At 63.2% G+C, this 19,714-nt stretch carries 22 protein-coding genes; 13 read left to right on the top strand and 9 right to left on the bottom strand.

The features are described 5' to 3' along the window. Window positions 1-34 precede the first annotated feature (34 nt). The 3 genes from VCK47_RS01250 to VCK47_RS01240 all read left to right on the top strand — a co-directional run bounded on the left by VCK47_RS01250 (window position 35) and on the right by VCK47_RS01240 (window position 1,184). On the top strand, window positions 35-169 hold the full coding sequence (locus VCK47_RS01250; RefSeq protein ID WP_322888916.1) for a hypothetical protein: 135 nt from the start codon (window positions 35-37) through the stop codon (window positions 167-169). A gap of 42 nt (window positions 170-211) precedes the next feature. Next, window positions 212-538, top strand: coding sequence for a TfoX/Sxy family DNA transformation protein (locus tag VCK47_RS01245; RefSeq protein WP_322888915.1), 327 nt, complete (start codon window positions 212-214; stop codon window positions 536-538). Window positions 539-617: 79 nt separating this feature from the next. Further along, the gene (locus VCK47_RS01240) at window positions 618-1,184 is read left to right on the top strand and encodes an outer membrane beta-barrel protein (protein ID WP_322888914.1); all 567 of its coding nucleotides are present in this window, start codon (window positions 618-620) and stop codon (window positions 1,182-1,184) included. A gap of 145 nt (window positions 1,185-1,329) precedes the next feature. Here VCK47_RS01240 and ndk read toward each other — a convergent pair whose 3' ends face one another. Further along, complete coding sequence (ndk, locus tag VCK47_RS01235; protein WP_322888913.1) at window positions 1,330-1,752, bottom strand: nucleoside-diphosphate kinase; 423 nt, start codon at window positions 1,750-1,752, stop codon at window positions 1,330-1,332. 137 nt (window positions 1,753-1,889) lie between these two features. On the opposite strand from ndk, the gene VCK47_RS01230 reads away from it, so the two are divergent. The 4 genes from VCK47_RS01230 to VCK47_RS01215 are packed head-to-tail and all read left to right on the top strand — an operon-like array spanning window position 1,890 to window position 5,054. After that, window positions 1,890-3,743: an ABC-F family ATP-binding cassette domain-containing protein gene (locus VCK47_RS01230; RefSeq protein WP_322888912.1), complete on the top strand. Its 1,854-nt coding sequence runs from the start codon at window positions 1,890-1,892 to the stop codon at window positions 3,741-3,743. Then, window positions 3,740-4,369 (top strand): MarC family protein, encoded by a 630-nt coding sequence (locus tag VCK47_RS01225; RefSeq protein WP_322888911.1) that lies wholly within the window; start codon window positions 3,740-3,742, stop codon window positions 4,367-4,369. The genes VCK47_RS01230 and VCK47_RS01225 overlap by 4 nt, the downstream gene beginning before the upstream one ends. A 17-nt stretch (window positions 4,370-4,386) precedes the next feature. Then, the gene (locus VCK47_RS01220; RefSeq protein WP_322888910.1) at window positions 4,387-4,965 is read left to right on the top strand and encodes a retropepsin-like aspartic protease family protein; all 579 of its coding nucleotides are present in this window, start codon (window positions 4,387-4,389) and stop codon (window positions 4,963-4,965) included. Beyond that, window positions 4,962-5,054, top strand: a complete 93-nt coding sequence (locus VCK47_RS01215; protein WP_322888909.1) for a DNA polymerase III subunit chi — start codon at window positions 4,962-4,964, stop codon at window positions 5,052-5,054. The genes VCK47_RS01220 and VCK47_RS01215 overlap by 4 nt, the downstream gene beginning before the upstream one ends. A 142-nt stretch (window positions 5,055-5,196) precedes the next feature. Here the strand turns inward: VCK47_RS01215 and VCK47_RS01210 are convergent, their stop codons facing one another. Both VCK47_RS01210 and VCK47_RS01205 read right to left on the bottom strand, forming a co-directional pair. Continuing rightward, window positions 5,197-5,664, bottom strand: a complete 468-nt coding sequence (locus VCK47_RS01210) for a DNA polymerase III subunit chi (RefSeq protein WP_322888908.1) — start codon at window positions 5,662-5,664, stop codon at window positions 5,197-5,199. Next, window positions 5,665-7,134 carry a leucyl aminopeptidase gene (locus tag VCK47_RS01205; protein WP_322888907.1) on the bottom strand — a complete coding sequence of 490 codons (1,470 nt, stop codon included), beginning with the start codon at window positions 7,132-7,134 and terminating at the stop codon, window positions 5,665-5,667. It abuts the gene before it with no gap. 151 nt (window positions 7,135-7,285) lie between these two features. Here VCK47_RS01205 and lptF point away from each other — a divergent pair, with 151 nt between their 5' ends. Genes lptF through rsmA form a run of 6 tightly spaced genes read left to right on the top strand, consistent with a single transcriptional unit; the run spans window position 7,286 to window position 14,654 of the window. Beyond that, window positions 7,286-8,395, top strand: coding sequence for an LPS export ABC transporter permease LptF (lptF, locus tag VCK47_RS01200; RefSeq protein ID WP_322890002.1), 1,110 nt, complete (start codon window positions 7,286-7,288; stop codon window positions 8,393-8,395). Beyond that, window positions 8,392-9,486: an LPS export ABC transporter permease LptG gene (gene lptG, locus VCK47_RS01195; RefSeq protein WP_322888906.1), complete on the top strand. Its 1,095-nt coding sequence runs from the start codon at window positions 8,392-8,394 to the stop codon at window positions 9,484-9,486. Before lptF ends, lptG begins: the two co-directional genes overlap by 4 nt. Next, a complete protein-coding gene (locus VCK47_RS01190; RefSeq protein ID WP_322888905.1) occupies window positions 9,486-11,582 on the top strand; it encodes an LPS-assembly protein LptD in 2,097 nt (698 codons plus the stop codon). Before lptG ends, VCK47_RS01190 begins: the two co-directional genes overlap by 1 nt. A 17-nt stretch (window positions 11,583-11,599) precedes the next feature. Then, on the top strand, window positions 11,600-12,823 hold the full coding sequence (locus VCK47_RS01185; RefSeq protein WP_322888904.1) for a peptidylprolyl isomerase: 1,224 nt from the start codon (window positions 11,600-11,602) through the stop codon (window positions 12,821-12,823). Beyond that, entirely contained in the window at window positions 12,820-13,812 is a 993-nt protein-coding gene (gene pdxA / locus VCK47_RS01180; protein ID WP_322888903.1) for a 4-hydroxythreonine-4-phosphate dehydrogenase PdxA, read from the top strand. Before VCK47_RS01185 ends, pdxA begins: the two co-directional genes overlap by 4 nt. Next, window positions 13,809-14,654, top strand: coding sequence for a 16S rRNA (adenine(1518)-N(6)/adenine(1519)-N(6))-dimethyltransferase RsmA (gene rsmA, locus VCK47_RS01175; RefSeq protein ID WP_322888902.1), 846 nt, complete (start codon window positions 13,809-13,811; stop codon window positions 14,652-14,654). Before pdxA ends, rsmA begins: the two co-directional genes overlap by 4 nt. Window positions 14,655-14,658: 4 nt before the next feature. On the opposite strand, the gene VCK47_RS01170 is transcribed toward rsmA, so the two are convergent. From VCK47_RS01170 to speB (VCK47_RS01145), 6 genes are all read right to left on the bottom strand, one after another. Further along, window positions 14,659-15,198: a DUF4167 domain-containing protein gene (locus VCK47_RS01170; protein ID WP_322888901.1), complete on the bottom strand. Its 540-nt coding sequence runs from the start codon at window positions 15,196-15,198 to the stop codon at window positions 14,659-14,661. A gap of 211 nt (window positions 15,199-15,409) precedes the next feature. Then, on the bottom strand, window positions 15,410-16,243 hold the full coding sequence (gene prmC / locus VCK47_RS01165; RefSeq protein ID WP_322888900.1) for a peptide chain release factor N(5)-glutamine methyltransferase: 834 nt from the start codon (window positions 16,241-16,243) through the stop codon (window positions 15,410-15,412). Further along, window positions 16,240-17,295: a peptide chain release factor 1 gene (prfA, locus tag VCK47_RS01160; RefSeq protein ID WP_322888899.1), complete on the bottom strand. Its 1,056-nt coding sequence runs from the start codon at window positions 17,293-17,295 to the stop codon at window positions 16,240-16,242. The genes prmC and prfA overlap by 4 nt, the downstream gene beginning before the upstream one ends. Window positions 17,296-17,313: 18 nt before the next feature. Continuing rightward, entirely contained in the window at window positions 17,314-17,748 is a 435-nt protein-coding gene (locus VCK47_RS01155; protein ID WP_322888898.1) for a DUF1499 domain-containing protein, read from the bottom strand. An 8-nt stretch (window positions 17,749-17,756) separates the two neighbouring features. Continuing rightward, window positions 17,757-18,698, bottom strand: a complete 942-nt coding sequence (gene speB, locus VCK47_RS01150) for an agmatinase (protein WP_322888897.1) — start codon at window positions 18,696-18,698, stop codon at window positions 17,757-17,759. Then, window positions 18,698-19,666 (bottom strand): agmatinase, encoded by a 969-nt coding sequence (gene speB, locus VCK47_RS01145; protein ID WP_322888896.1) that lies wholly within the window; start codon window positions 19,664-19,666, stop codon window positions 18,698-18,700. Before speB (VCK47_RS01145) ends, speB (VCK47_RS01150) begins: the two co-directional genes overlap by 1 nt. Window positions 19,667-19,714 lie beyond the last annotated feature (48 nt).

Raw genomic sequence — 19,714 nt, 5'->3', positions numbered from 1 at the left:
ATGAAGGTCTGAGCAGCAGATAAGGACCATGAAGATGGCCAGTTCCCAACCCGCCCAGACGCCGCAGCCCGCACAGATGGGCCAGACGTCGCAGACCCCGTCACAGATGACCGCGCAAATGCCAGCGGCGCCTCAGAAACCCGTCTTTACGGATTTCGCCAGCATCTGAGATCCGGCTGGATTTTACCGCAAGGCGCGGTAATGTCTGATCATGGCCGCCCTTGAAACCATCCGCAATATCGGTCCCGCTGTCGCGGCCTCGCTGCGTGCGGCAGGGATCATGGACGCCGAAGCGCTCTATGCGCTTGGCGCAGATGCGGCTTATGCGCGCTTGCTCGCCAATGGCGAACGCCCGCATTTCATCGGCTATTACGTGCTGCACATGGCGCTGCAAGGCAGGCCGTGGAACGATTGCAAGGGCGCCGAGAAGGACGCCCTGCGCGCCCAGTTCGACGCGCTGAAAGCGCGGTCTGTCGCGGGACCATTCGTCGAACTCGAGCAGTTTCTCGACCGGATCGGCGTCAGGCATAGCCGCTGAGACGGGAAAAAACACTGTTCATGCCTGTTCACATTTGTGTTATAGATAGTTCGTGTTAGTTTTTTTGAAGAGAATAAACATGAAACATCTCGCTTTTTCGGCGGCCTGTCTTTTGACGTTGTCAACGCAAGCTGCGTGGTCGCAGAGCTTTTCGTACGAGTTCTACCTAGGAGCTGCGATTGACCTGACCGCGGACGGCCTCGAATATACTGACGTGGATTACCCGCTCGACAATGGCTCTGCATTTGGCCTTGGCGCATATACAGATCAGTTCGGCGGTGTGGAGCTCGGGCTCGACCTCATGGTCACCGATCGCCGCTATACCGATTTCGAAAGCGGACTGAAAAGCGTGTCTCTGATGGCTATGGGCCGCTACCCTGTTGCGCGTTTTGCAACAGGCGATGCGTATGTCGGGGCGGGTCTTGGCGCGATACGCGTTGAATACGACGGCGCGGACTTTGCGCCTGCATTCACTGGGGACGAGATCACGGCAGGTGGCCAAATCAGCCTTGGCACGCGCTTTGGCCTCGGGACGGGGCAAGGCTTTGTCGAATTCAAGTATCAGACCGCCTTTGACACGGTCGAGATCGTGGGCGAGACAATCGAATACAACACCAGCGCACTGGTTGTCGGATACCGCTTCTGACCTTGCGGCTTATGTGACGTAGCGGGCCCAGCAAACCCGCCGTCCGTTGATCTGCGCTGACAGCCAGCGCGCATCATGTCTATTTGGAACGAAAAAGGCCGCCCGCGTAATGCGGACGGCCCCATAGGCTGGATCTCAATCCATCTTACCCGACGAGTTCGAGACCCGAGAAGAAGAAAGCGATTTCTTCGGCAGCTGTTTCTGGCGCATCCGACCCGTGGACCGAGTTTTCGCCGATCGACAGCGCGAATTCCTTGCGGATCGTGCCGGGGGCGGCGTCTGCGGGGTTGGTGGCACCCATCACTTCGCGGTTTTTCGCGATGGCGTCTTCGCCTTCCAGCACCTGCACGACGATGGGTTCGGACACCATGAATTCGCACAGCTCGCCAAAGAACGGACGGTCCTTGTGCACGCCATAGAACTGCTGCGCCTGTGCCAGCGTCAGGTGGATACGCTTGGACGCGACAACGCGCAGGCCAGCCTCTTCGAACTTGGCGACAATCGCGCCGGTCAGGTTGCGCTTGGTCGCATCGGGTTTGATAATCGAGAATGTGCGCTGGATCGCCATTTTTCAGGGTCTTTCATGGTTTGGGTTGAACTGCCTGCCCCCTAGCATGCACGCATTGGCATGAAAAGGGCTGCATCCGCAGCGATAGATCATTTCCCCCGATTGACCCGGCCCTTGGGATCGGGCAAGGCAGCCTCATGTTGAAAATCTCCGATCTGACCTATTCCGTCGAAGGCCGCACGCTGGTCGAAAACGCGACTGTGACAATTCCCACCGGCCACAAGGTCGGCCTTGTGGGCCGCAACGGGTCTGGCAAGACCACTTTGTTCCGCATCATCCGCGGCGAAATGGTGCTCGACACCGGCAGCGTCAGCATTCCCAAAGGCTGGAAGATCGGCGGCGTGTCCCAAGAGGTGCCGGGCAACGAGGTGTCCTTGATCGACACCGTGCTGCGCGCCGATCAGGAACGCGAGGCGCTTTTGGCTGAGGCGGAAACCGCCACCGACCCCGCCCGCATCGCCGAGGTGCAGACGCGTTTGGCCGATATCGACGCATGGTCCGCCGAAGCCCGTGCCGCGACGATCCTGAAAGGTCTGGGGTTCACGCATGAAGAACAGCAGATGCCCTGTTCGGCCTTTTCCGGCGGCTGGCGGATGCGGGTGGCCCTTGCCGCCGTGCTGTTTTCTGAGCCTGACCTGTTGCTGCTGGACGAACCGACAAACTATCTCGACCTTGAAGGCGCGCTCTGGCTCGAAGCTTATCTCGTCAAATACCCCCATACCGTGCTGATCGTCAGCCACGACCGCGAACTGTTGAACCGGTCGGTCGGCGGCATCCTGCATCTGGAAGACAAGGGGCTGATCTATTACACCGGCACCTATGACATGTTCGCCAAGCAGCGCGCCGAAAAACGTGCGCTGATGGCCTCGGCCGCCAAGAAACAGGACGCCAAGCGCGCGCATCTGCAGGCCTTTGTCGACCGCTTCAAGGCCAAGGCATCCAAGGCGAAACAGGCACAATCCCGCGTCAAGATGCTGGAAAAGATGGAAACCATCCGCGCGCCCGAAGATGCCGCGCGCACCGTGTTTACCTTTCCCGAGCCCGAAGAACTGTCGCCCCCCATCATCGCGACCGAAGGCGCTGCCGTGGGCTATGGCAACACAATCGTGCTGCATGACCTGAACCTGCGCATCGATCAGGACGACCGGATCGCCTTGCTGGGCCGCAACGGCGAAGGTAAATCGACGCTGTCGAAGATGCTGTCGGGGCGGCTGGATGTCGCGCGCGGCAAGATGGTAACCTCGAACAAGCTGCGCATCGGGTTTTTCGCCCAGCATCAGGTCGATGAACTCTACGTCGATGAAACGCCCCTGCAGCACCTGATGCGCGAACGCGCCAGCGAAGGGCAGGCCCGCCTGCGTGCGCGGCTTGCAGGGTTCGGACTTGGTGCCGATCAGGCCGAAACCGAGGTGGGCCGCCTGTCGGGCGGTCAAAAGGCGCGGTTGTCGTTGCTGCTGGCCACCCTGCCCGCCCCGCATCTGCTGATCCTTGATGAGCCGACCAACCACCTTGATATCGAGAGCCGCGAGGCGCTGGTCGAGGCGCTGACCGCCTATTCCGGTGCTGTGATCCTCGTCAGCCACGACATGCATCTTTTGTCGATGGTCGCCGACCGGCTCTGGCTCGTGAAAGACGGCCATGTCACCTCCTATGACGACGATCTGGAGGCGTACCGCCGCCTGCTGCTGACGCCTGACAAGCCCGCCGAAAAGGACAAGCCCAAGGCCAAAGCCGCGCCCAAACCCACGCGCGATCAAATCATGGCCCTGCGTGCGGATGTACGCAAGAACGAAGAACGTGTGTCCAAGATCAACGAGATGCGCGACAAGCTGGCCAAAAAACTCGCCGATCCGACACTGTATGAGGATACCAAGGCCGGTGAACTTGCGACCTGGAACAAGAAATACGCCGAAGTCATGGACGGGCTGAACCGCGCCGAGGCGATGTGGATGGCGGCGCTTGAAAAGCTCGAAAAGGCGGAAAAAGCTTGACCGAACTGCCCGCCATCATCGCCGCCTTCACGACGATGTTCATCATTCTGGACCCCCCCGGTCTGGTGCCGGTGTTCATCGCGCTGACCCAAGGCATGACCGCCGAGCAACGCCGCGCCATCGCTGTGCGCGCCTGCATCGTCGCGGGTGTGCTGATGATCCTGTTCCTCTTCGTGGGCGAGGCGGTGCTGGGCTTTATCGGCATCTCGATGGATGCGTTTCGCATCGCGGGCGGGATCCTGTTGTTCCTGACAGCCCTCGACATGCTGTTCCAGCGCCGGCAGGCACGGCGTGCGGACAATGCCGCCGAAGGCCAGGCCGAACATCAGGACGACCCTTCGGTCTTTCCGCTGGCCTTGCCGCTGATCGTGGGGCCGGGGGCCATCACCACGATCATCCTGCTGGCAGGCAATGCCACATCCGCCGCCGATTTCGGCGCGATTGCAGGCGTGCTGATGGCGGTGCTGCTGATCACCTTTCTGTCCTTCCTCATCGCGCCCACGATCGAACGCGCCTTGGGCAAGACCGGATTGAACATCGTGACCCGCGTGCTGGGCATGTTGCTGGCCGCATTGGCGGTGCAATTCGTGCTCGACGGGTTGCGGGGCTTTGGAATCGGCGGATAAGCGCTATATGGTGCGGCATGACCACTGACCAGATCATGCAACTGACCTACCTTGTCTTGCTCGCGGCCGCCATCGGCGGCTCGATGATTGTTGCGGGACGCAACAACCTTGGCAAGATGGCGCAGCAAGCGGCGATCTGGGCGCTGATCTTTGTGGGCGTGATCGGGGCCTACGGGCTGTGGGGCGACATCACCCAGACCGTCAATCCGCGCCAGACGGCGATGGCGGATGGCCGCATTACCCTGCCGCGTGGCGCGGGCGGGCATTATTTCGTCGATATCGCGGTCAACGATACACCCGTGCGGTTCATCGTCGATACCGGCGCCAGCCTTGTCGTCCTGTCCGAGAGGGATGCACGGCGCGCGGGCATTGATCCCGCGACATTGACCTATTCTGGCATGGCCGCGACGGCGAACGGCATGGTGCGCACAGCCCCCGTAACGCTGGACAGCATGACCCTTGGCGGGATCACCGACGGTCCGGTAAAGGCCGTCGTCAACGGTGGCGAGATGGAGGAAAGCCTGCTTGGCATGTCCTACCTTGGCCTTTATGACCGGATCGAGATTTCCAACGATACGATGGTGCTGACAAGATGATCCGCGCGCTGACCCTTATCCTGCTGCTGGCCGCCTGCGCCCCTGCGCCACAACTGCCCGAAGATTTTGATTCGAGCTTTGCGTTCTAGCGACTTTCTGGCCTCCGGCGGGGATATTTGGGCTCGAACGATGTGGTAAAGCCACGTCTTCTTTTTTCCAAAAGTACGGAGCCTGCACCGGACGTGATCCGGGGGGTGAGCCCCGGTCAGGGGCGAGGGGCAGCGCCCCTTTTCAGCCTGCGCTGCGCGCGTCACGTTCCGCCTTTTTGACCCAGCGCCCGTCCTCCTGCGCCCAATATTGCGCGGCGATACCGGCATCTGTCAGGCTCTTCCACTGCACGCGTGCTTGTGCTTTGGCGCTTTCGGCGCTGTCAAACAGGATGCAGGCGCGCGCAAGGCGGTTAGCCTCATCCGCCGTCACTGCCGCCCCGCCCACGGCCATCACGCAGGCGAAGCCGTCCGCAGGCACATCGCCCAAGAGGATCGGCTGATCGGCATCATGTGGCCCGCCCGCCATCCCGTGCGGCAGAAAGCTTTCGACGGGGCCCTGCCATAGCGCTGCGTCCAGATGCGCCAGCAGCGCAGGGTCGGTGCTGCGCACCAGCACCCGCCAGCCCTGCCCGCGCGCCTTGTCCAGCAGCATCGGCAGGGTCGCTTCCAAGGGCGCGCCTTGCAATTCGTAGAAAAAGACCGCGCCCATCTAGCCCTCGTAGTTATCTGCGATCAACCGGTTCAGCGCCATGACGCCCCAGCCTGTGGCGCCCGCGGGCGCAAGGGCGGTTTCGGATTTCACATGCGCAACACCCGCGATGTCCAGATGGCACCACGGCACGTCGTCCTTGACAAAGCGTTGCAGGAATTGCGCCGCCGTGATCGACCCGGCATAGCGCCCGCCCACGTTCTTGATATCGGCGATCTGGGATTTGATCAGCGCGTCATAGGGCTTGGCCAGTGGCATCCGCCACGCGCCTTCGCCTTCAGCCTCGGCCGCCTTCAGGAACTGGCCACAGAGCGCGTCGTTATTGGAAAACAGCCCTGCGTTTTCATGCCCCAAGGCGACCAGGATCGCCCCCGTCAGCGTCGCAAGGTCGATCATCCCGCAGGGTTTGAAACGGTCCTGCGTGTACCAAAGCACATCAGCCAGCACGAGGCGCCCTTCGGCATCGGTGTTGATGATCTCGACCGTGTCGCCTTTCATCGAGCGCACCACATCGCCCGGCCGCGTGGCCGACCCCGAGGGCATGTTTTCCACCAGCCCCACGACGCCCACGACATTCGCGCGGGCCTTGCGCAAAGCCAGCGTGCGCATGACACCAGCCACAACGCCTGCGCCGCCCATGTCCATCGTCATCTCTTCCATGCCGGCGGCGGGTTTGATGCTGATCCCGCCGGTGTCGAACACCACACCCTTGCCCACCAGCGCAAAGGGAGCATCCCCCGCCTTGCCGCCGTTCCACGACATGACCACGACCTTGGACGGGCTGTCCGACCCCTGCCCCACGGCCAAGAGCGTGCGCATCCCGAGCCGGACCAGATCCGGCTCCTCGAGGATCTCGACATCGAGCCCCAGTTCCTGCATCGCGGCCAGCCGTGCGGCGAAGTCATCGGTCGTCAGCACGTTGGCAGGTTCATTGGTCAGATCGCGGGTAAAGAAAACGCCTTCGGCCACCGCGGCCATCGGGGCCGCGGCCTTGGCCACGGCCTCGGGATCGGCCACCATGAAACACACCTTGCCGGGGGCGGGTTTATCGCCGGTCTTGTGGGTGTCGAAGTGATAGCCGCGCAAAGCCAGCCCAAGCGCGATATCGGCGGCGCGTGGCGACGTGCCCGCCAATACGGTCAGGTCCTGCCCGTTCTGGGCCTTGGCCAGTTGCGCGCCCGCCTTGCGCGCCTCGGCCACCGAAGGACGGCGCGCCAGCTTGACCACGCAGACCGCATCTGCTGCCAACCCCGCCGGATAGCCGATGGTTTTCACGTCACCGGCCGCCATCTTTTCAAAGGCATCAGAGGCTGTGAACCGCTCCAGCGCCTTGCGCGCAAGGCTGTTCACCTTGCGTCCGGCGGCATCCATCCGCCCGTCCATATCCACGAAAACGGCGATCTTGCCGGTGGCAGCAGCGATCTGGTCAAGGTCGGTGTCGGCAAAGCGGATCTCTGCGGGGGTGGGCATGGCGTCTCCTGTCCAGGCTGATGTCATCAGCGATACCTAGCCCGCGGGTCCGGCAATGGCCAGTTAGCTGTTCAACACCGCCGCAGCTTAGGCTAGTTTGCCGCAAGATTGGCGCAAAGGGATGCAGGGTTTGGCACGATTTGACAGGTATATGCTGTCCCAGCTGATCACGCTTTGCGGATTCTTCGGGCTGGTGCTGGTGCTGGTCTACTCGATCAACCGCGCGGTCCTTTTGTTCGACCAGTTGATTGCCGATGGCCAGTCGGCGGGCGTGTTTTTCGAATTCACCGCGCTGACGCTGCCTTCGGTGATCCGGCTGGCGCTGCCTTTGGCGGCTTTTGCGGCGGCCATTTATGTCACCAACCGGATGACCAATGACAGCGAACTGGTCGTGGTGCAGGCGACCGGCTATTCAATGTTCCGCATGGCCCGCCCGGTGCTTTATTTCGGGCTGATCGTGGCCTTGCTCATGTCGTTGCTGATGCATTTTCTGGTGCCGCTCAGTGCGGCGCAACTGGCCCAGCGTCAGGCCGAGATCGCGCGCAACATGACTGCGCGCCTGCTGACCCCCGGCACCTTTACCGAGCCCATTGCAGGCGTCACCTTCTATATCCGCGACATCAGTGCGGAAGGCGAGCTCTACGATGTGTTCCTGTCGGACAACCGCGACATCGCAGACCATGTGACCTATACCGCATCGCGCGCCTTTCTGGTACGCGAGGGCGATGAAACCCAGCTGGTGATGATCGACGGCATGGTGCAGACCCTGCGTCTGGCCGACCAGCGGCTGTTCACGACGCGCTTTGCGGATTTTTCCTACAACGTCGGGGCCTTGCTGACCCCCGCCACCGCACCCGGCCGCCGGACGGCGCATCTGTCCACATGGGAACTTTTGAACCCCACGCCGGAACTGGCCGCCGAAACCAATGCATCCGAGGCGCGGATGATCGCGGACGGGCATGACAGGTTCAGCCAGTCGTTGCTGGGGACGGTCGCGGCACTGCTTGGCTTTGCCACGCTGATGGTCGGCGGGCACAGCCGGTTCGGGGTCTGGCGGCAGATCGTGGCGGCGATCGGGCTGATTGTCGTCGTCAAGGCTTTGGAAACCGCCGGGCTTAATGCGGCACGCAGCAATGCGCAGCTGTGGTTTCTGACCTACCTGCCGGGAATCGGCGGGATGGCGATCGTCTGGTTCCTGCTGTTCTGGGCAGGCCGGCCCTATCTGTTCAAGCGCCGCCCCGCGACAGGGGTGCCCGCATGATCCTGCACCGCTACTTCGCGCGCCGGTTCCTGCTGACCTTTCTGGGGGTGCTGGCGGTCTTCATGCTGATCATGGTCTTTCTTGATCTGGTCGAACAGTCACGCCGCTATGCCACCGCCGAGGCAGGGCTGCGCGACCTTCTGGAACTGACGCTGCTGAACACCCCGCGCGCGATCTATGAGATCCTGCCGCTGATCATGATCCTTGCAGCTATCGCGCTGTTTCTGGGGCTGGCGCGGTCGTCCGAGCTGGTGGTGACCCGTGCCGCGGGCCGGTCGGCGTTGCGCGCGCTGCTGGCCCCGCTGGCGGTAGGTCTGCTGATCGGCATTCTGGCGGTCGCGATCCTGAACCCGATCGTGGCGGCCACGTCCAAGGAATACGAGGCCCGCGGCGGTGCCCTGCGCGGCAATGCGTCAGTTCTGTCGATCGGGTCGTCAGGCCTTTGGCTGCGGCAAGGCGCGAGCGACGGGCAGACAGTGATCCGCGCAGCGGGCGCCAATCTGGACGGCACCATCCTGACGGATGTGACATTCCTGACCTTCGCACCAGACGCAGGGCCTGCACGGCGCGTCAACGCGGCCTCTGCGGTGCTGACGGACGGGGCATGGGTGCTGACCAACGCCAAGATCTGGACCTTCGGCGACGCTGTCACCCCCGAGGCAGGCGCGATCCGGCAGGCCGCTATGCGGATTCCGTCTACGCTGACGCCGGACCAGATCCGCGACAGTTTCGGCACACCCTCGTCGATCCCGATCTGGCAATTGCCCGCCTTCATCGACCGGCTGCAAGCGGCAGGGTTTTCCGCGCAGCGGCATCTGGTCTGGCTGCACAGCGAAATCGCCCAGCCTGTGTTTCTGATGGCGATGGTGTTGATCGGGGCCAGTTTCACGATCCGCCACCAGCGCGGCGGGCGCACGGGACTTGCGGTGATGACCGCGATCATCCTTGCCTTCGTGATCTATTTCATCCGCAATTTCGCGCAAGTTCTGGGCGAGAACGGGCAACTGCCCGCCGCCTTGGCCGCATGGGCGCCACCGCTTGCGGCGATGGCGCTGTCGCTGGGTATCCTTTTGCACAACGAGGATGGCTGATGCGCTGGCTTGCCCTGATCCTGATGCTGCTGCCGCAGCTTGCGCAGGCGCAAAATGTCGCCACGCTGGTGGCCGATACCGTGACGCTGACAGCCGATGACAGGCTGACTGCGACCGGCAATGTCGTTGCCTTTTTCGAAGGCACACGCATGAGCGCCCACCAGATCATCTATGACCGCGCCGCCGACCGGCTGATCATCACCGGACCTATCGTGGTGCAGGATGCGACCGGCGCTGTCCTGACCGCTCAAAGCGGCGATCTGGACCCCCGGCTCGAAAATGGCATTCTTTTGGGCGCGCGGCTGGTGCTGGATCAGGAACTGCAACTGGCCGCCAACCAGATCAACCGGCAGGACGGGCGCTATCTGCAGCTTTACCGCAGCACCGCATCATCCTGTCGGGTTTGCGGCACCCGCGCGCCGCTATGGGAAATCCGCGCCGAACGGGTCGTGCATGACACGTTCGAACAACAGCTCTACTTCGAGAATGCGACCTTTCTTGTGCGCGGCCTGCCGCTGTTCTGGCTGCCTGTGATGCGCCTGCCCGATCCGACGCTGGAGCGCGCGACAGGCTTTCTGATCCCGCGTCAGCGCAACACCAGCCGGTTGGGCACAGGGATCAAGCTACCCTATTTCATCACATTGGGCGATCACGCCGATGTCACCCTGACGCCCTATGTCTCTGCCCAGACGCGGACATTGGAGATGGAATTCCGCCGCGCCTTTGTCACCGGTTCGGTGTCGGTGCGGGGTGCCGTCAGCGACGACACGTTGCAGGACGATCTGCGGTCCTATCTGTTCGCCAATGGCAATTTCAGATTGCCCGCTGATTTCCGCCTTGCTTTCAATATCGAAACCGTGTCCGACAAGGCCTATCTGCTGGACTACGATTATGACGACAAAGACCGGCTGGAAAGCGGGCTGAGCATCGTGCGTGTGACCGACAACACCCTCAACGAATTGCGCTTTTCCTATTTTCAGACCTTGCGGGATGTAGAAACCAATGCCTCATTGCCGCCCATCATCGGTGAGGCGCGCTATGAGGCGCGCATGCAACCGTCCTTTGGCGGGACACTCGGTTATGCCGCCAGTATCGACACCGCCTACCGCACCGACGACACAGACGGCCTCGCAGGGCGCGATGTGACGCGTGCGGGTGCGCGTGCGGACTGGCGGCGCGACTGGATCCTGCCGGGCGGGGTTGTGGCAACCGCACAGACCGGCCTGCGCGGCGATATCTACAGCGTGCGCGACGACAGCAGTTTTCCCGGCACCGATCTGCGCGTCGTGCCCAGCGGGATGGCAACACTGCGCTGGCCGCTGGCGCAGCATAGCGCGGGGGCAGCCCGGCACCTGATTGAACCGACCGTCACGCTTAGCTGGGCCGAGGCCTATGGCGGCACGCCCCCGAACGAGGACAGCACCCGCAGCGAATTCGACCCCGCGAACCTGTTCGACCGCACCCGTTTTGCCGGACAGGACGCCGTAGAGACTGGCACCCAGCTCGCGGCGGGGCTGACATGGACACGGCTGGGACAGGCGGGCAACGCATCCTCACTGACCTTCGGGCGGGTGTTTCGTGACCGCGCCCAACCGGATCTGACACCCTCGTCGGGACTGGACGGGACGCGGTCGGACTGGCTGGTTTCGGGGCAATATACGACGCCCGCCGGCTTTCTGATCGAATTGCGCGGGCTCTTCGATGACGCCATCGAGACCACCCGCACGGACGGCCGTGTGCGCTGGCGCAATGACTGGATCGATGTCGGCGCCACCTATATCTGGCAGGCGCGCGATCCGGCGGAAAACCGGTTCGACACGATCTCGGAATGGACGCTCGATGCCGGTTTCCAACTGACGGAGGCATTGGAGATGTCGGTGGATGCGCGCTACAACGTCGCCGCCGACTTGCCCGTTCAGGCGGGGGTGGGTTTTCAGTGGCAAAACGAATGTGTGACCATCGCGGTTTCCGCCTCGCGCCGCTATACGTCTTCCAGTAGTGTTGATCCGACGACCACTTTCGGGTTAACCGGCACGCTGGCAGGGTTTTCTGCTGGCCGCTCCGGTGGAGGCCCCGCCGCGCAATGCCGGCAGTGACAAAAAATGAGGACCGCATGCGTGCATTTTCGACCCTGACCGCCCTTCTGGCACTGGCCCTGACCTTTGGCCCGGTAGACGCGGTGAACGCGCAAAACCAGTTCGCGCCTGCGATCACCGTGAATGAACGGGTCATCACCCAATACGAACTGAACCAGCGCACCCGCCTGCTTGAAGTGTTCCGCACCCCCGGTGATGTCCGGCAGGCCGCCCGCGACGCGCTGATCGAGGACCGGCTGAAGCAGCAGGAAATCGACCGCGTCGGGCTGACGGTGCCCGAAGAGGCGATCGCCGCCGCGCTGGAGGAATTCGCAGGGCGTGCCGACATGTCCCTTGCGCAGTTTGAACGCATGCTGGCGCAGAACGGGGTCGATGCCGTCACTTTGCGCGATTTCGTCAGCATCGGCGTCACATGGCGCGAATATGTGCGCGCGCGCTTCAACCGCGAGGTCACCGTGACCGATGCCGATGTCGACCGCGTGCTGGGCCAGCAAGGCCGCGCCACCAGCGAGATCGAGGTGTTGCTGAACGAGATCATCATCGCCGCCCCGCCGGAAATGGCGCAACGCGCAGGGCAAGCAGCGACCCAGATTTCGCAGATGCGGTCCTTTGCAGATTTCGAGGCTGCGGCACGGCAGGTCTCGGCATTACCATCGCGCGAACAGGGCGGGCGGCTTGATTGGTTGCCGATCTCGAATTATCCGCCGCAGTTGCAAAGCGTGATCCTTGATCTTGCAAACGGGCAAGTGACCGAACCGATCATGATTCCCAATGGCATCGCCCTGTTCCAGATGCGCGGCCGTCGTGAAGCGGTGCGCCCCGCGCCGCCGCCCGCCAGCATCGATTACGCAGCCTATTATATCCCTGGTGGCCGCAGCGAAGCAGCGCTGCGGACAGCGCGCGACGTGGCCAACAATGTCGATACCTGTGACGATCTTTACGGCATCGCGCGCAACCAGCCCGCCGAAGTGCTGGACCGCCGCGACGTGGCCCCCGGCCAGATCCCCGAAGATATCGCGCTGGAACTTGCCCGTCTTGATCCCAATGAAGTGTCCACAAACCTGACACGCGACAACGGCCAGACACTGGTGTTCCTGATGTTGTGCCAGCGGAAATCGGCGGGTGCGGTGGATGCCAACCCTGAAAGCGTGCGCAACCAGATCCGCGGGCAGCGCCTTGCAACACTGGCCGATGCGCTGGTCGAGGATCTGCGCGCGCAGGCGGTGATCGTCGCGCGATGAAACCTGTCGCCATCAGCTGCGGCGAACCGGCGGGCATCGGGCCGGAAGTCGCGGCCAAGGCTTGGGCTGTGCTGCGCCATGATCTGCCGATGGTCTGGATCGGCGATCCCGCGCATCTGCCCGCAGGCACGCCCGTACAGATCGTGAATGACCTGACCAGCATCACGCCAGATGCCTTGACCGTGCTGGCGCGAGATTTCGGCGGCCCTGCTGTCGCGGGGCAGCCTGACCCCGCGCATGCGCAAGGGGTGATCGACGCGATTGCCACGGGGGTCGATCTTGTCCGGTCCGGTCAGGCCAGCGCGCTGTGTACCGCCCCCATCCACAAGGCCGCGCTGATCGCAGGTGCGGGTTTCGCCTATCCGGGACATACCGAATACCTTGCTGCCTTGGCAGGGGTGGACCGCGTGGTCATGATGCTGGCCTGCGAGGGGCTCCGCGTTGTGCCCACGACGATCCATATTCCGCTGGCGGATGTTCCCGCAGCGCTGACTGCCTCGCTCCTCACCGACACGATCCTGATCACCCATGCCGCCCTGCGCCGTCAGTTCGGGATTAGCGCGCCGCGCATCGCCGTTGCAGGGCTGAACCCGCATGCGGGCGAGGATGGCAAGATGGGTTGCGAGGAGATCGCGACGATCACCCCCGTCTTGGACGCCTTGCGCGCTGAAGGGCTGGATATTTCGGGGCCGCATTCGGCCGATACGCTGTTTCATGCCGCCGCCCGCGCGCGATACGACGTGGCGGTCTGCATGTATCACGACCAAGCCTTGATCCCGATCAAGACGATTGATTTTGCGGGCGGCGTGAACATCACATTGGGCCTGCCCTTCATCCGCACCTCGCCCGATCATGGGACGGCTTTCGACATTGCAGGGCGCGATGTCGCAGACCCTGCGTCGATGATCGCGGCCTTGCAGCAGGCTGCGCGCATGGCGAAAAACTTTGATGCCTCCGGCGGGGATATTTGGGCTCGGAAGATGGCATGAACGGGATTGATGATCTGCCGCCGCTGCGCGATGTGATTGCGCGGCATGATCTGGCGGCGAAAAAGTCTTTGGGGCAGAATTTCCTGCTGGATCTGAACCTGACAGCCCGCATTGCGCGGCTGGCGGGGGACCTCTCCGGCGCGGATGTGTTGGAGATCGGCCCCGGCCCCGGCGGGTTGACGCGCGGGTTGCTGGCCTCGGGCGCGCGCCGCGTACTGGCGATTGAAAAGGACCCCCGTTGCCTGCCGGCCTTGGCCGAAATCGCCGCCGCCTATCCGGGCCGTTTGCAGGTGATCGAAGGCGATGCGCTGGCGATTGATCCGCTGGAATATTTGCAAGCCCCGATCAAGGTAGCGGCGAACCTGCCCTATAATGTCGGGACCGAACTGCTGGTGCGCTGGTTGACGCCGCAGATCTGGCCGCCGTTCTGGGACAGTCTGACCTTGATGTTCCAGCGCGAGGTGGCCGAAAGGATCGTGGCGCAGCCCGGCGGCAAGGCTTATGGGCGGCTCGCGCTGCTGGCGCAATGGCGCGCGGATGCGAAGATCGTGATGAACCTGCCGCCCGAGGTGTTCAGCCCGCCGCCCAAAGTGCATTCGGCGGTGGTCCATCTGACCGCCCTGCCCGTGCCGCGCTATCCGGCTGACCCTGCCGTACTGAACATGGTGGTCGCCGCGGCCTTCAACCAGCGGCGCAAGATGCTGCGGTCCGCCTTGAAATCCGTCAGCCCTGCCATCGAGGATCATTTGCAAGAGGTCGGCATCAAGCCGACCGAACGCGCCGAACAGGTCGGGCTGGAAGCGTTCTGTGCCTTGGCGCGCAGCCTGAAAGCCGCGCGCTAGGTCTTTATTCGGCCGCTTCGGGTGTCGCGTTGTTGTCGCGGTTGTCGGGGCGCGGTTTGCGCGGGGCGCGGGGTTTGCGTGCGCGCTGTTGCGGCTTTTCCTCGGGCGTTTCGACCAGACCGGAATCGGTGCCTTGATCGCCGTCGTCATCGCTCGGGCGCGGGTCGGGGCGGTCGATGGCAGGCTGGTCGGTGCTGGCCTGTTCCTGCGCCTGCACGCGGTCGTTGCGTTCCTTGTCGCGTTCGGCCTGCCGTTCGCGGTTCTGCGCTTCGAGTTCCTCGCGGCGCTGGTCAACCTCGCGTTGGGCCTCGGCCAGAAGGCGGGTGTAGTGTTCGGCGTGCTGGGCGAAGTTTTCGGCATTCACCCGGTCGTTGGACAATTGCGCGTCGCGGTGCAGCTGGTTGTATTTCTCGATGATCTGCTGCGGCGTGCCGCGCACTTTGCCATCAGGACCCGAGCTTTCGAAAACCCGGTTGATGATGTTTCCGCCCGAAGGACGTGGCGTGCGGTTCTTGTTCCGCGACCGTGACTTGGATGATCTCATTGATATGCTTTCGAGCCTTTGGCTGACCTTGCGCTGGCGCTGTATCGCGCAGCGGCGCGTCTTTGATGTGGTGGCCTTGCAATGTTTTGGCGACTGACCGGAGAGAGATCGTGTTCTCTTGCCCATCCGATACATGGCAATAAGCACGGCAGGCGGGCCAAGACAAGTCAAAATTGCCCAGCTCGGCCAGATTTGCGGGGAACCGCCGCGATCAGGCCGCAGGACCCGGCCAGCGCCCCGCGATCCCGCGGTCGCGCCCGTCAAGGTCGGGGATGACGCGCAGGTCGGTCAATCCTGCGCTTGCGAAAAGCGCCTTGACCGCCGCTGCCTGTGTCGGCCCGATTTCCACGATCAGCCGACCGCCCGGCACCAGATGCGCAGCCGCGCCCGCCGCGATGATGCGGTAGCAGGACAGCCCGTCAGCGTCGTCGGTCAGGGCCAGATGCGGCTCGAACAGGCGCACCTCGGGTTGCAGGCCGGCCATTTCATCCGCCGCGATATAGGGCGGGTTGGAAACGATCAGGTCGAAAGTGCCGGTGACAGCGCCGAACCAGTCCGACCGTGCCAGCGTGGCGCGGTCGTCAAGCCCAAGGGTGGTACGGTTCTGCGCCGCCACGGCAAGTGCCGCGTCCGAGATATCGACGCCCAGCCCCGTCGCCTGCGCGTGTGCGGCAAGAAGCGACAGCAGGATGCAGCCCGATCCTGTCCCAAGGTCCAGAACGCGGCTGAACGGCTGGTCCAGCGCCGCCGCAACGACGGATTCGGTGTCAGGGCGCGGGTCCAGCACATCGGGCGTCACGATGAACCGGTGGTCATAGAAATCGCGGTAGCCCAGCAGATGCGACAGCGGCGCGCGCGCGGCACGGCGGGCGATCAAACTGGCAAAGACACCCTCGTCCGCCGCAGCATGGACCCAGAGCATCCGCGCCTCTTTCACAGCGTCGCTGATACCAACGTTGCTCAGTGTGGCGGCAGCCGTGGCCAGCGCCGCCTCTTGCGCCGCCGTCATGTCCCAGAACCGCCCGCCTGCGAAAAAGCCGCTCACGCGCCCATCTCGGCCAGCAGGGCGGCCTGCGCTTCGGATTGCAGGGCGTCGATGATCGCGTCCAGATCGCCCGCCATCACCTGCCCCAGTGAATAAAGCGTGAGGTTGATCCGGTGATCGGTCAGCCGCCCTTGCGGGAAGTTATAGGTGCGGATGCGTTCCGACCGGTCGCCCGAGCCCACCTGCGCCTTGCGATCGGCAGAGCGTTCGCCGTCGATCCGCTGGCGTTCCAGATCAAAGAGCCGCGTTTTGAGCACCTGCATCGCGATCTCGCGGTTGCGGTGCTGCGATTTCTCGGCGCTGACGACGATGATCCCCGTCGGGATATGCAGGATGCGCACCGCCGAATCGGTGGTGTTGACATGCTGGCCGCCCGATCCGCTGGCGCGCATCGTGTCGATGCGCAGATCATTCGGGTTGATCTGGATATCGACATCCTGCGCCTCGGGCAGCACGGCGACGGTGGCCGCCGATGTATGAATACGCCCGCCGCTTTCGGTTTCAGGCACGCGCTGGACGCGGTGCACGCCGCTTTCGTATTTCAGCCGCGCGAAGACGCCTTCGCCGGCAACCCGCGCCACAACTTCCTTGATCCCGCCCAGTTCGGTCAGGCTTTGTTCAAGGATCTCGAACCGCCAGCCCATGTTTTCGGCATAGCGCTGGTACATCCGCAACAGATCGGCGGCGAACAACGATGCCTCATCGCCCCCTGTTCCGGGGCGGATTTCCAGCAAAGCGGGCCGCGCATCAGCGGCATCTTTAGGCAGCAGCGCCAGTTGCACATCACGCTCGCTGGCGGCAAGGGCCGCTTTGAGCTCTGGCAATTCTTCTTCGGCCAGCGCGCGCATTTCGGGGTCTTTGAGCAGCGCCTGTGTGTCGCTGATCTGGGCCAGAAGGTCCTTGTAGGCCGTGACCGTCTCGACCACGGGGCGCAGTTCGGCATATTCGCGCCCCAAGGCCGCGATATCGCCGCCATGGGCGGCATCCGACATCTTGGCTTCCAGAAAGCGGAAACGGTCGATGATCTGTTCGATTTTGTCAGCGGCTATCATGGCGCCCCGATTGGCCGATCAGGGTGCCGCGGTCAAGGGGCCAAGCTGGTCCAGCCAATCTACCACACGGACGCGGTTGACCCCCATGTCCGATCCGCCAAAGGTCAGACGGCCATGGATCACCAACAGATCGCCCTGCACCGCGACGGTCGTATGGTCGGGAAAGCCCCACAGCAGCGACCGTGTCTGATAGGTCACCATCCCCTCCTCCACGCTGCCCGCAATGACCCGCGTGCGCGGGGTGGCCAGCGCGATAGCGTCCAGTGCGGTCAGCACCTGCGCGGGGTCGGCGGTGATCTGACGGGCGGCAGTAAACCCGCCGGGGGCCAGTTGATCACCCGGCGTAGCGATCTGGTCCAGCTGGTGCCAGCGCGCGACATCGGTCGGCGCAAGGCGGACATAAGTCATCGCACCCACCATCAGCGCCAGAACGACAACAATGACCCGGATCATGATATCGATCATCGGTAAGGCACTCCCGGCAGGATAGACAGCATCTCGAACATCAGGTTCGCACCCGTCAGCGCGGTATTCCCCGACGGATCATAAGGCGGCGACACCTCGACCAGATCGCAGCCCACGATCTTGAGCCCGCGCAGACCCCGGATCAGTTCCATCGCCTGCGGCGTGGTCAGCCCGCCGATTTCCGGCGTGCCGGTACCGGGGGCATAGGCCGGATCCAGACTGTCGATATCATAGGTGATATAGCAGGGCTGGTCCCCGATCTGCGCCTTGATCTCGGCGGCCAGCGGCGTCAGCGATTTGTGCCAAAGCTGCGGGGCCAGATACTGGTTGAACCCCCAGCCTGCGGCTTCGGTGAAATCATCCGCCGTGTAACCCGTGCCACGCAAGCCAATCTGGAACACCTTGTCGGCGGTGATGATCCCCTCCTCATAGGCGCGGCGGAACACCGTGCCATGGGTCTCACGCTCGCCGAACATCTCGTCGTTCACATCGGCATGGGCATCGACATGCACCAGTGCGACAGGGCCATGCTTGGCCGCGACAGCCCGCAACACAGGCAAAGTCAGCGTGTGATCGCCACCCAGGGTCATCGGGATGAAGTCATGCGCAAGATGTGCGGCGTAAGTCTCTGTAATAATACGGATCGTATCGCTCAGGCTGAAGGTATTGATCGGCACATCCCCCAGATCGGCGCATTGGAGCGCATCGAATGGCGCCGCCCCGGTCTGGATATTGTAAGGCCGGATCATCGCGGATTGTTCGCGCAATTGTTTCGGCCCCATCCGCGTGCCCGACCGCCAGCTTGTCCCGATATCCATCGGGATGCCGATGAACCCCACATCAAGGCCCGCCGCACTCTCTACCTGCGGCAGGCGCATGAAGGTCTGCGGCCCTGAAAACCGCGCCAGATCATTGCCGCTGATCGGTTGATTTTTCATCATTTTATCCTTTTGTTCCAGAGCGCCAGACAGCAAAGCTCCATCGCAACATGCGCGCCTGCCACAGCCGTGGCCCCCGTGGTGTCATAGGGGGGCGAGACTTCGACGATATCGCCGCCCACCATATTGATGCCCGCGAGGTCCCGCAGCATCGCCGCCGCCTGCCAGCTGGCAAGGCCCCCCCAGACCGGCGTGCCGGTGCCGGGCGCAAAGGCAGGGTCCAGCGCGTCGATATCAAACGTCACATAGGTCGGATGATCGCCCACGATCCCGCGCACCTCGGCCACGACATCGGCAGCCCCTCGTTCATGGCAGGACCGCGCATCGATGTACCGCATCCCCAGATAGTCGTCACATTCGGTGCGGATGCCGATCTGCACGGATCGCGCAGGGTCCACCAGCCCCAGCTTGACCGCCTTGTACATGAAGGTGCCGTGATCGATCCGCGCCATATCATCGTCAGCCCACAGGTCGGAATGCGCATCGAACTGGATCACCGACAGGGGTCCGTATTTCGCCGCATAGGCGCGCAGGATCGGCAGGGTGATGAAATGGTCGCCCCCCAACGTGACGCTCGCCGCCCCCGCTGCCAGAATGCGCGCGATATGCGCCTCGACCAGCGCGGGCACGCCGGCAACATTGGCGTAATCGAACGGCATATCGCCATAATCCACGATGGCGAATTCCGACAAAGGATCGAACCCGTCCCAGCCGTAGGGCGGGTCATAGGGCTGCAGGCACGATGCCTCGCGGATCGCGCGCGGCCCGAACCGCGCACCAGGGCGGTGTGTCACCGCCTGATCGAACGGAATGCCCGTCACCGCCAGATCAACGCCGGTCAGATCCTTGGAATAGGCCCGTCGCAAAAACGACACCGCGCCGCCAAAGGCATTCTCGAACGCCAGCCCGCGCCGATCTTCGCGTGTAAAGGCCAGATCGACCTGCCCTCTCGCATCTTCCAAAGCCATTCTTCACACCTTCTTTTTTCCAAAAATACTCCCGCCGGAGGCCCAAAA

Source organism: Yoonia sp. 72, assembly GCF_034652275.1.
Lineage (GTDB): Bacteria > Pseudomonadota > Alphaproteobacteria > Rhodobacterales > Rhodobacteraceae > Yoonia.
Note: the sequence above shows the minus strand (reverse complement) of the source record. Positions and strands in the feature narration are given on the sequence as shown.

Excerpts from the sequence above, each read along its gene's own strand:
- lptF (WP_322890002.1), top strand. The coding sequence starts at position 7,286 with ATGCTGTCCCAGCTGATCACGCTTTGCGGATTCTTCGGGCTGGTGCTG.
- VCK47_RS01245 (WP_322888915.1), top strand. The coding sequence starts at position 212 with ATGGCCGCCCTTGAAACCATCCGCAATATCGGTCCCGCTGTCGCGGCC.
- VCK47_RS01220 (WP_322888910.1), top strand. The coding sequence starts at position 4,387 with ATGACCACTGACCAGATCATGCAACTGACCTACCTTGTCTTGCTCGCG.
- speB (WP_322888896.1), bottom strand. The coding sequence starts at position 19,666 with ATGGCTTTGGAAGATGCGAGAGGGCAGGTCGATCTGGCCTTTACACGC.
- VCK47_RS01155 (WP_322888898.1), bottom strand. The coding sequence starts at position 17,748 with ATGATCCGGGTCATTGTTGTCGTTCTGGCGCTGATGGTGGGTGCGATG.
- VCK47_RS01250 (WP_322888916.1), top strand. The coding sequence starts at position 35 with ATGGCCAGTTCCCAACCCGCCCAGACGCCGCAGCCCGCACAGATGGGC.
- VCK47_RS01240 (WP_322888914.1), top strand. The coding sequence starts at position 618 with ATGAAACATCTCGCTTTTTCGGCGGCCTGTCTTTTGACGTTGTCAACG.
- lptG (WP_322888906.1), top strand. The coding sequence starts at position 8,392 with ATGATCCTGCACCGCTACTTCGCGCGCCGGTTCCTGCTGACCTTTCTG.
- VCK47_RS01215 (WP_322888909.1), top strand. The coding sequence starts at position 4,962 with ATGATCCGCGCGCTGACCCTTATCCTGCTGCTGGCCGCCTGCGCCCCT.
- rsmA (WP_322888902.1), top strand. The coding sequence starts at position 13,809 with ATGAACGGGATTGATGATCTGCCGCCGCTGCGCGATGTGATTGCGCGG.
- prfA (WP_322888899.1), bottom strand. The coding sequence starts at position 17,295 with ATGATAGCCGCTGACAAAATCGAACAGATCATCGACCGTTTCCGCTTT.
- VCK47_RS01210 (WP_322888908.1), bottom strand. The coding sequence starts at position 5,664 with ATGGGCGCGGTCTTTTTCTACGAATTGCAAGGCGCGCCCTTGGAAGCG.
- VCK47_RS01190 (WP_322888905.1), top strand. The coding sequence starts at position 9,486 with ATGCGCTGGCTTGCCCTGATCCTGATGCTGCTGCCGCAGCTTGCGCAG.
- ndk (WP_322888913.1), bottom strand. The coding sequence starts at position 1,752 with ATGGCGATCCAGCGCACATTCTCGATTATCAAACCCGATGCGACCAAG.
- VCK47_RS01230 (WP_322888912.1), top strand. The coding sequence starts at position 1,890 with ATGTTGAAAATCTCCGATCTGACCTATTCCGTCGAAGGCCGCACGCTG.
- VCK47_RS01205 (WP_322888907.1), bottom strand. The coding sequence starts at position 7,134 with ATGCCCACCCCCGCAGAGATCCGCTTTGCCGACACCGACCTTGACCAG.
- VCK47_RS01185 (WP_322888904.1), top strand. The coding sequence starts at position 11,600 with ATGCGTGCATTTTCGACCCTGACCGCCCTTCTGGCACTGGCCCTGACC.
- pdxA (WP_322888903.1), top strand. The coding sequence starts at position 12,820 with ATGAAACCTGTCGCCATCAGCTGCGGCGAACCGGCGGGCATCGGGCCG.
- VCK47_RS01170 (WP_322888901.1), bottom strand. The coding sequence starts at position 15,198 with ATGAGATCATCCAAGTCACGGTCGCGGAACAAGAACCGCACGCCACGT.
- speB (WP_322888897.1), bottom strand. The coding sequence starts at position 18,698 with ATGAAAAATCAACCGATCAGCGGCAATGATCTGGCGCGGTTTTCAGGG.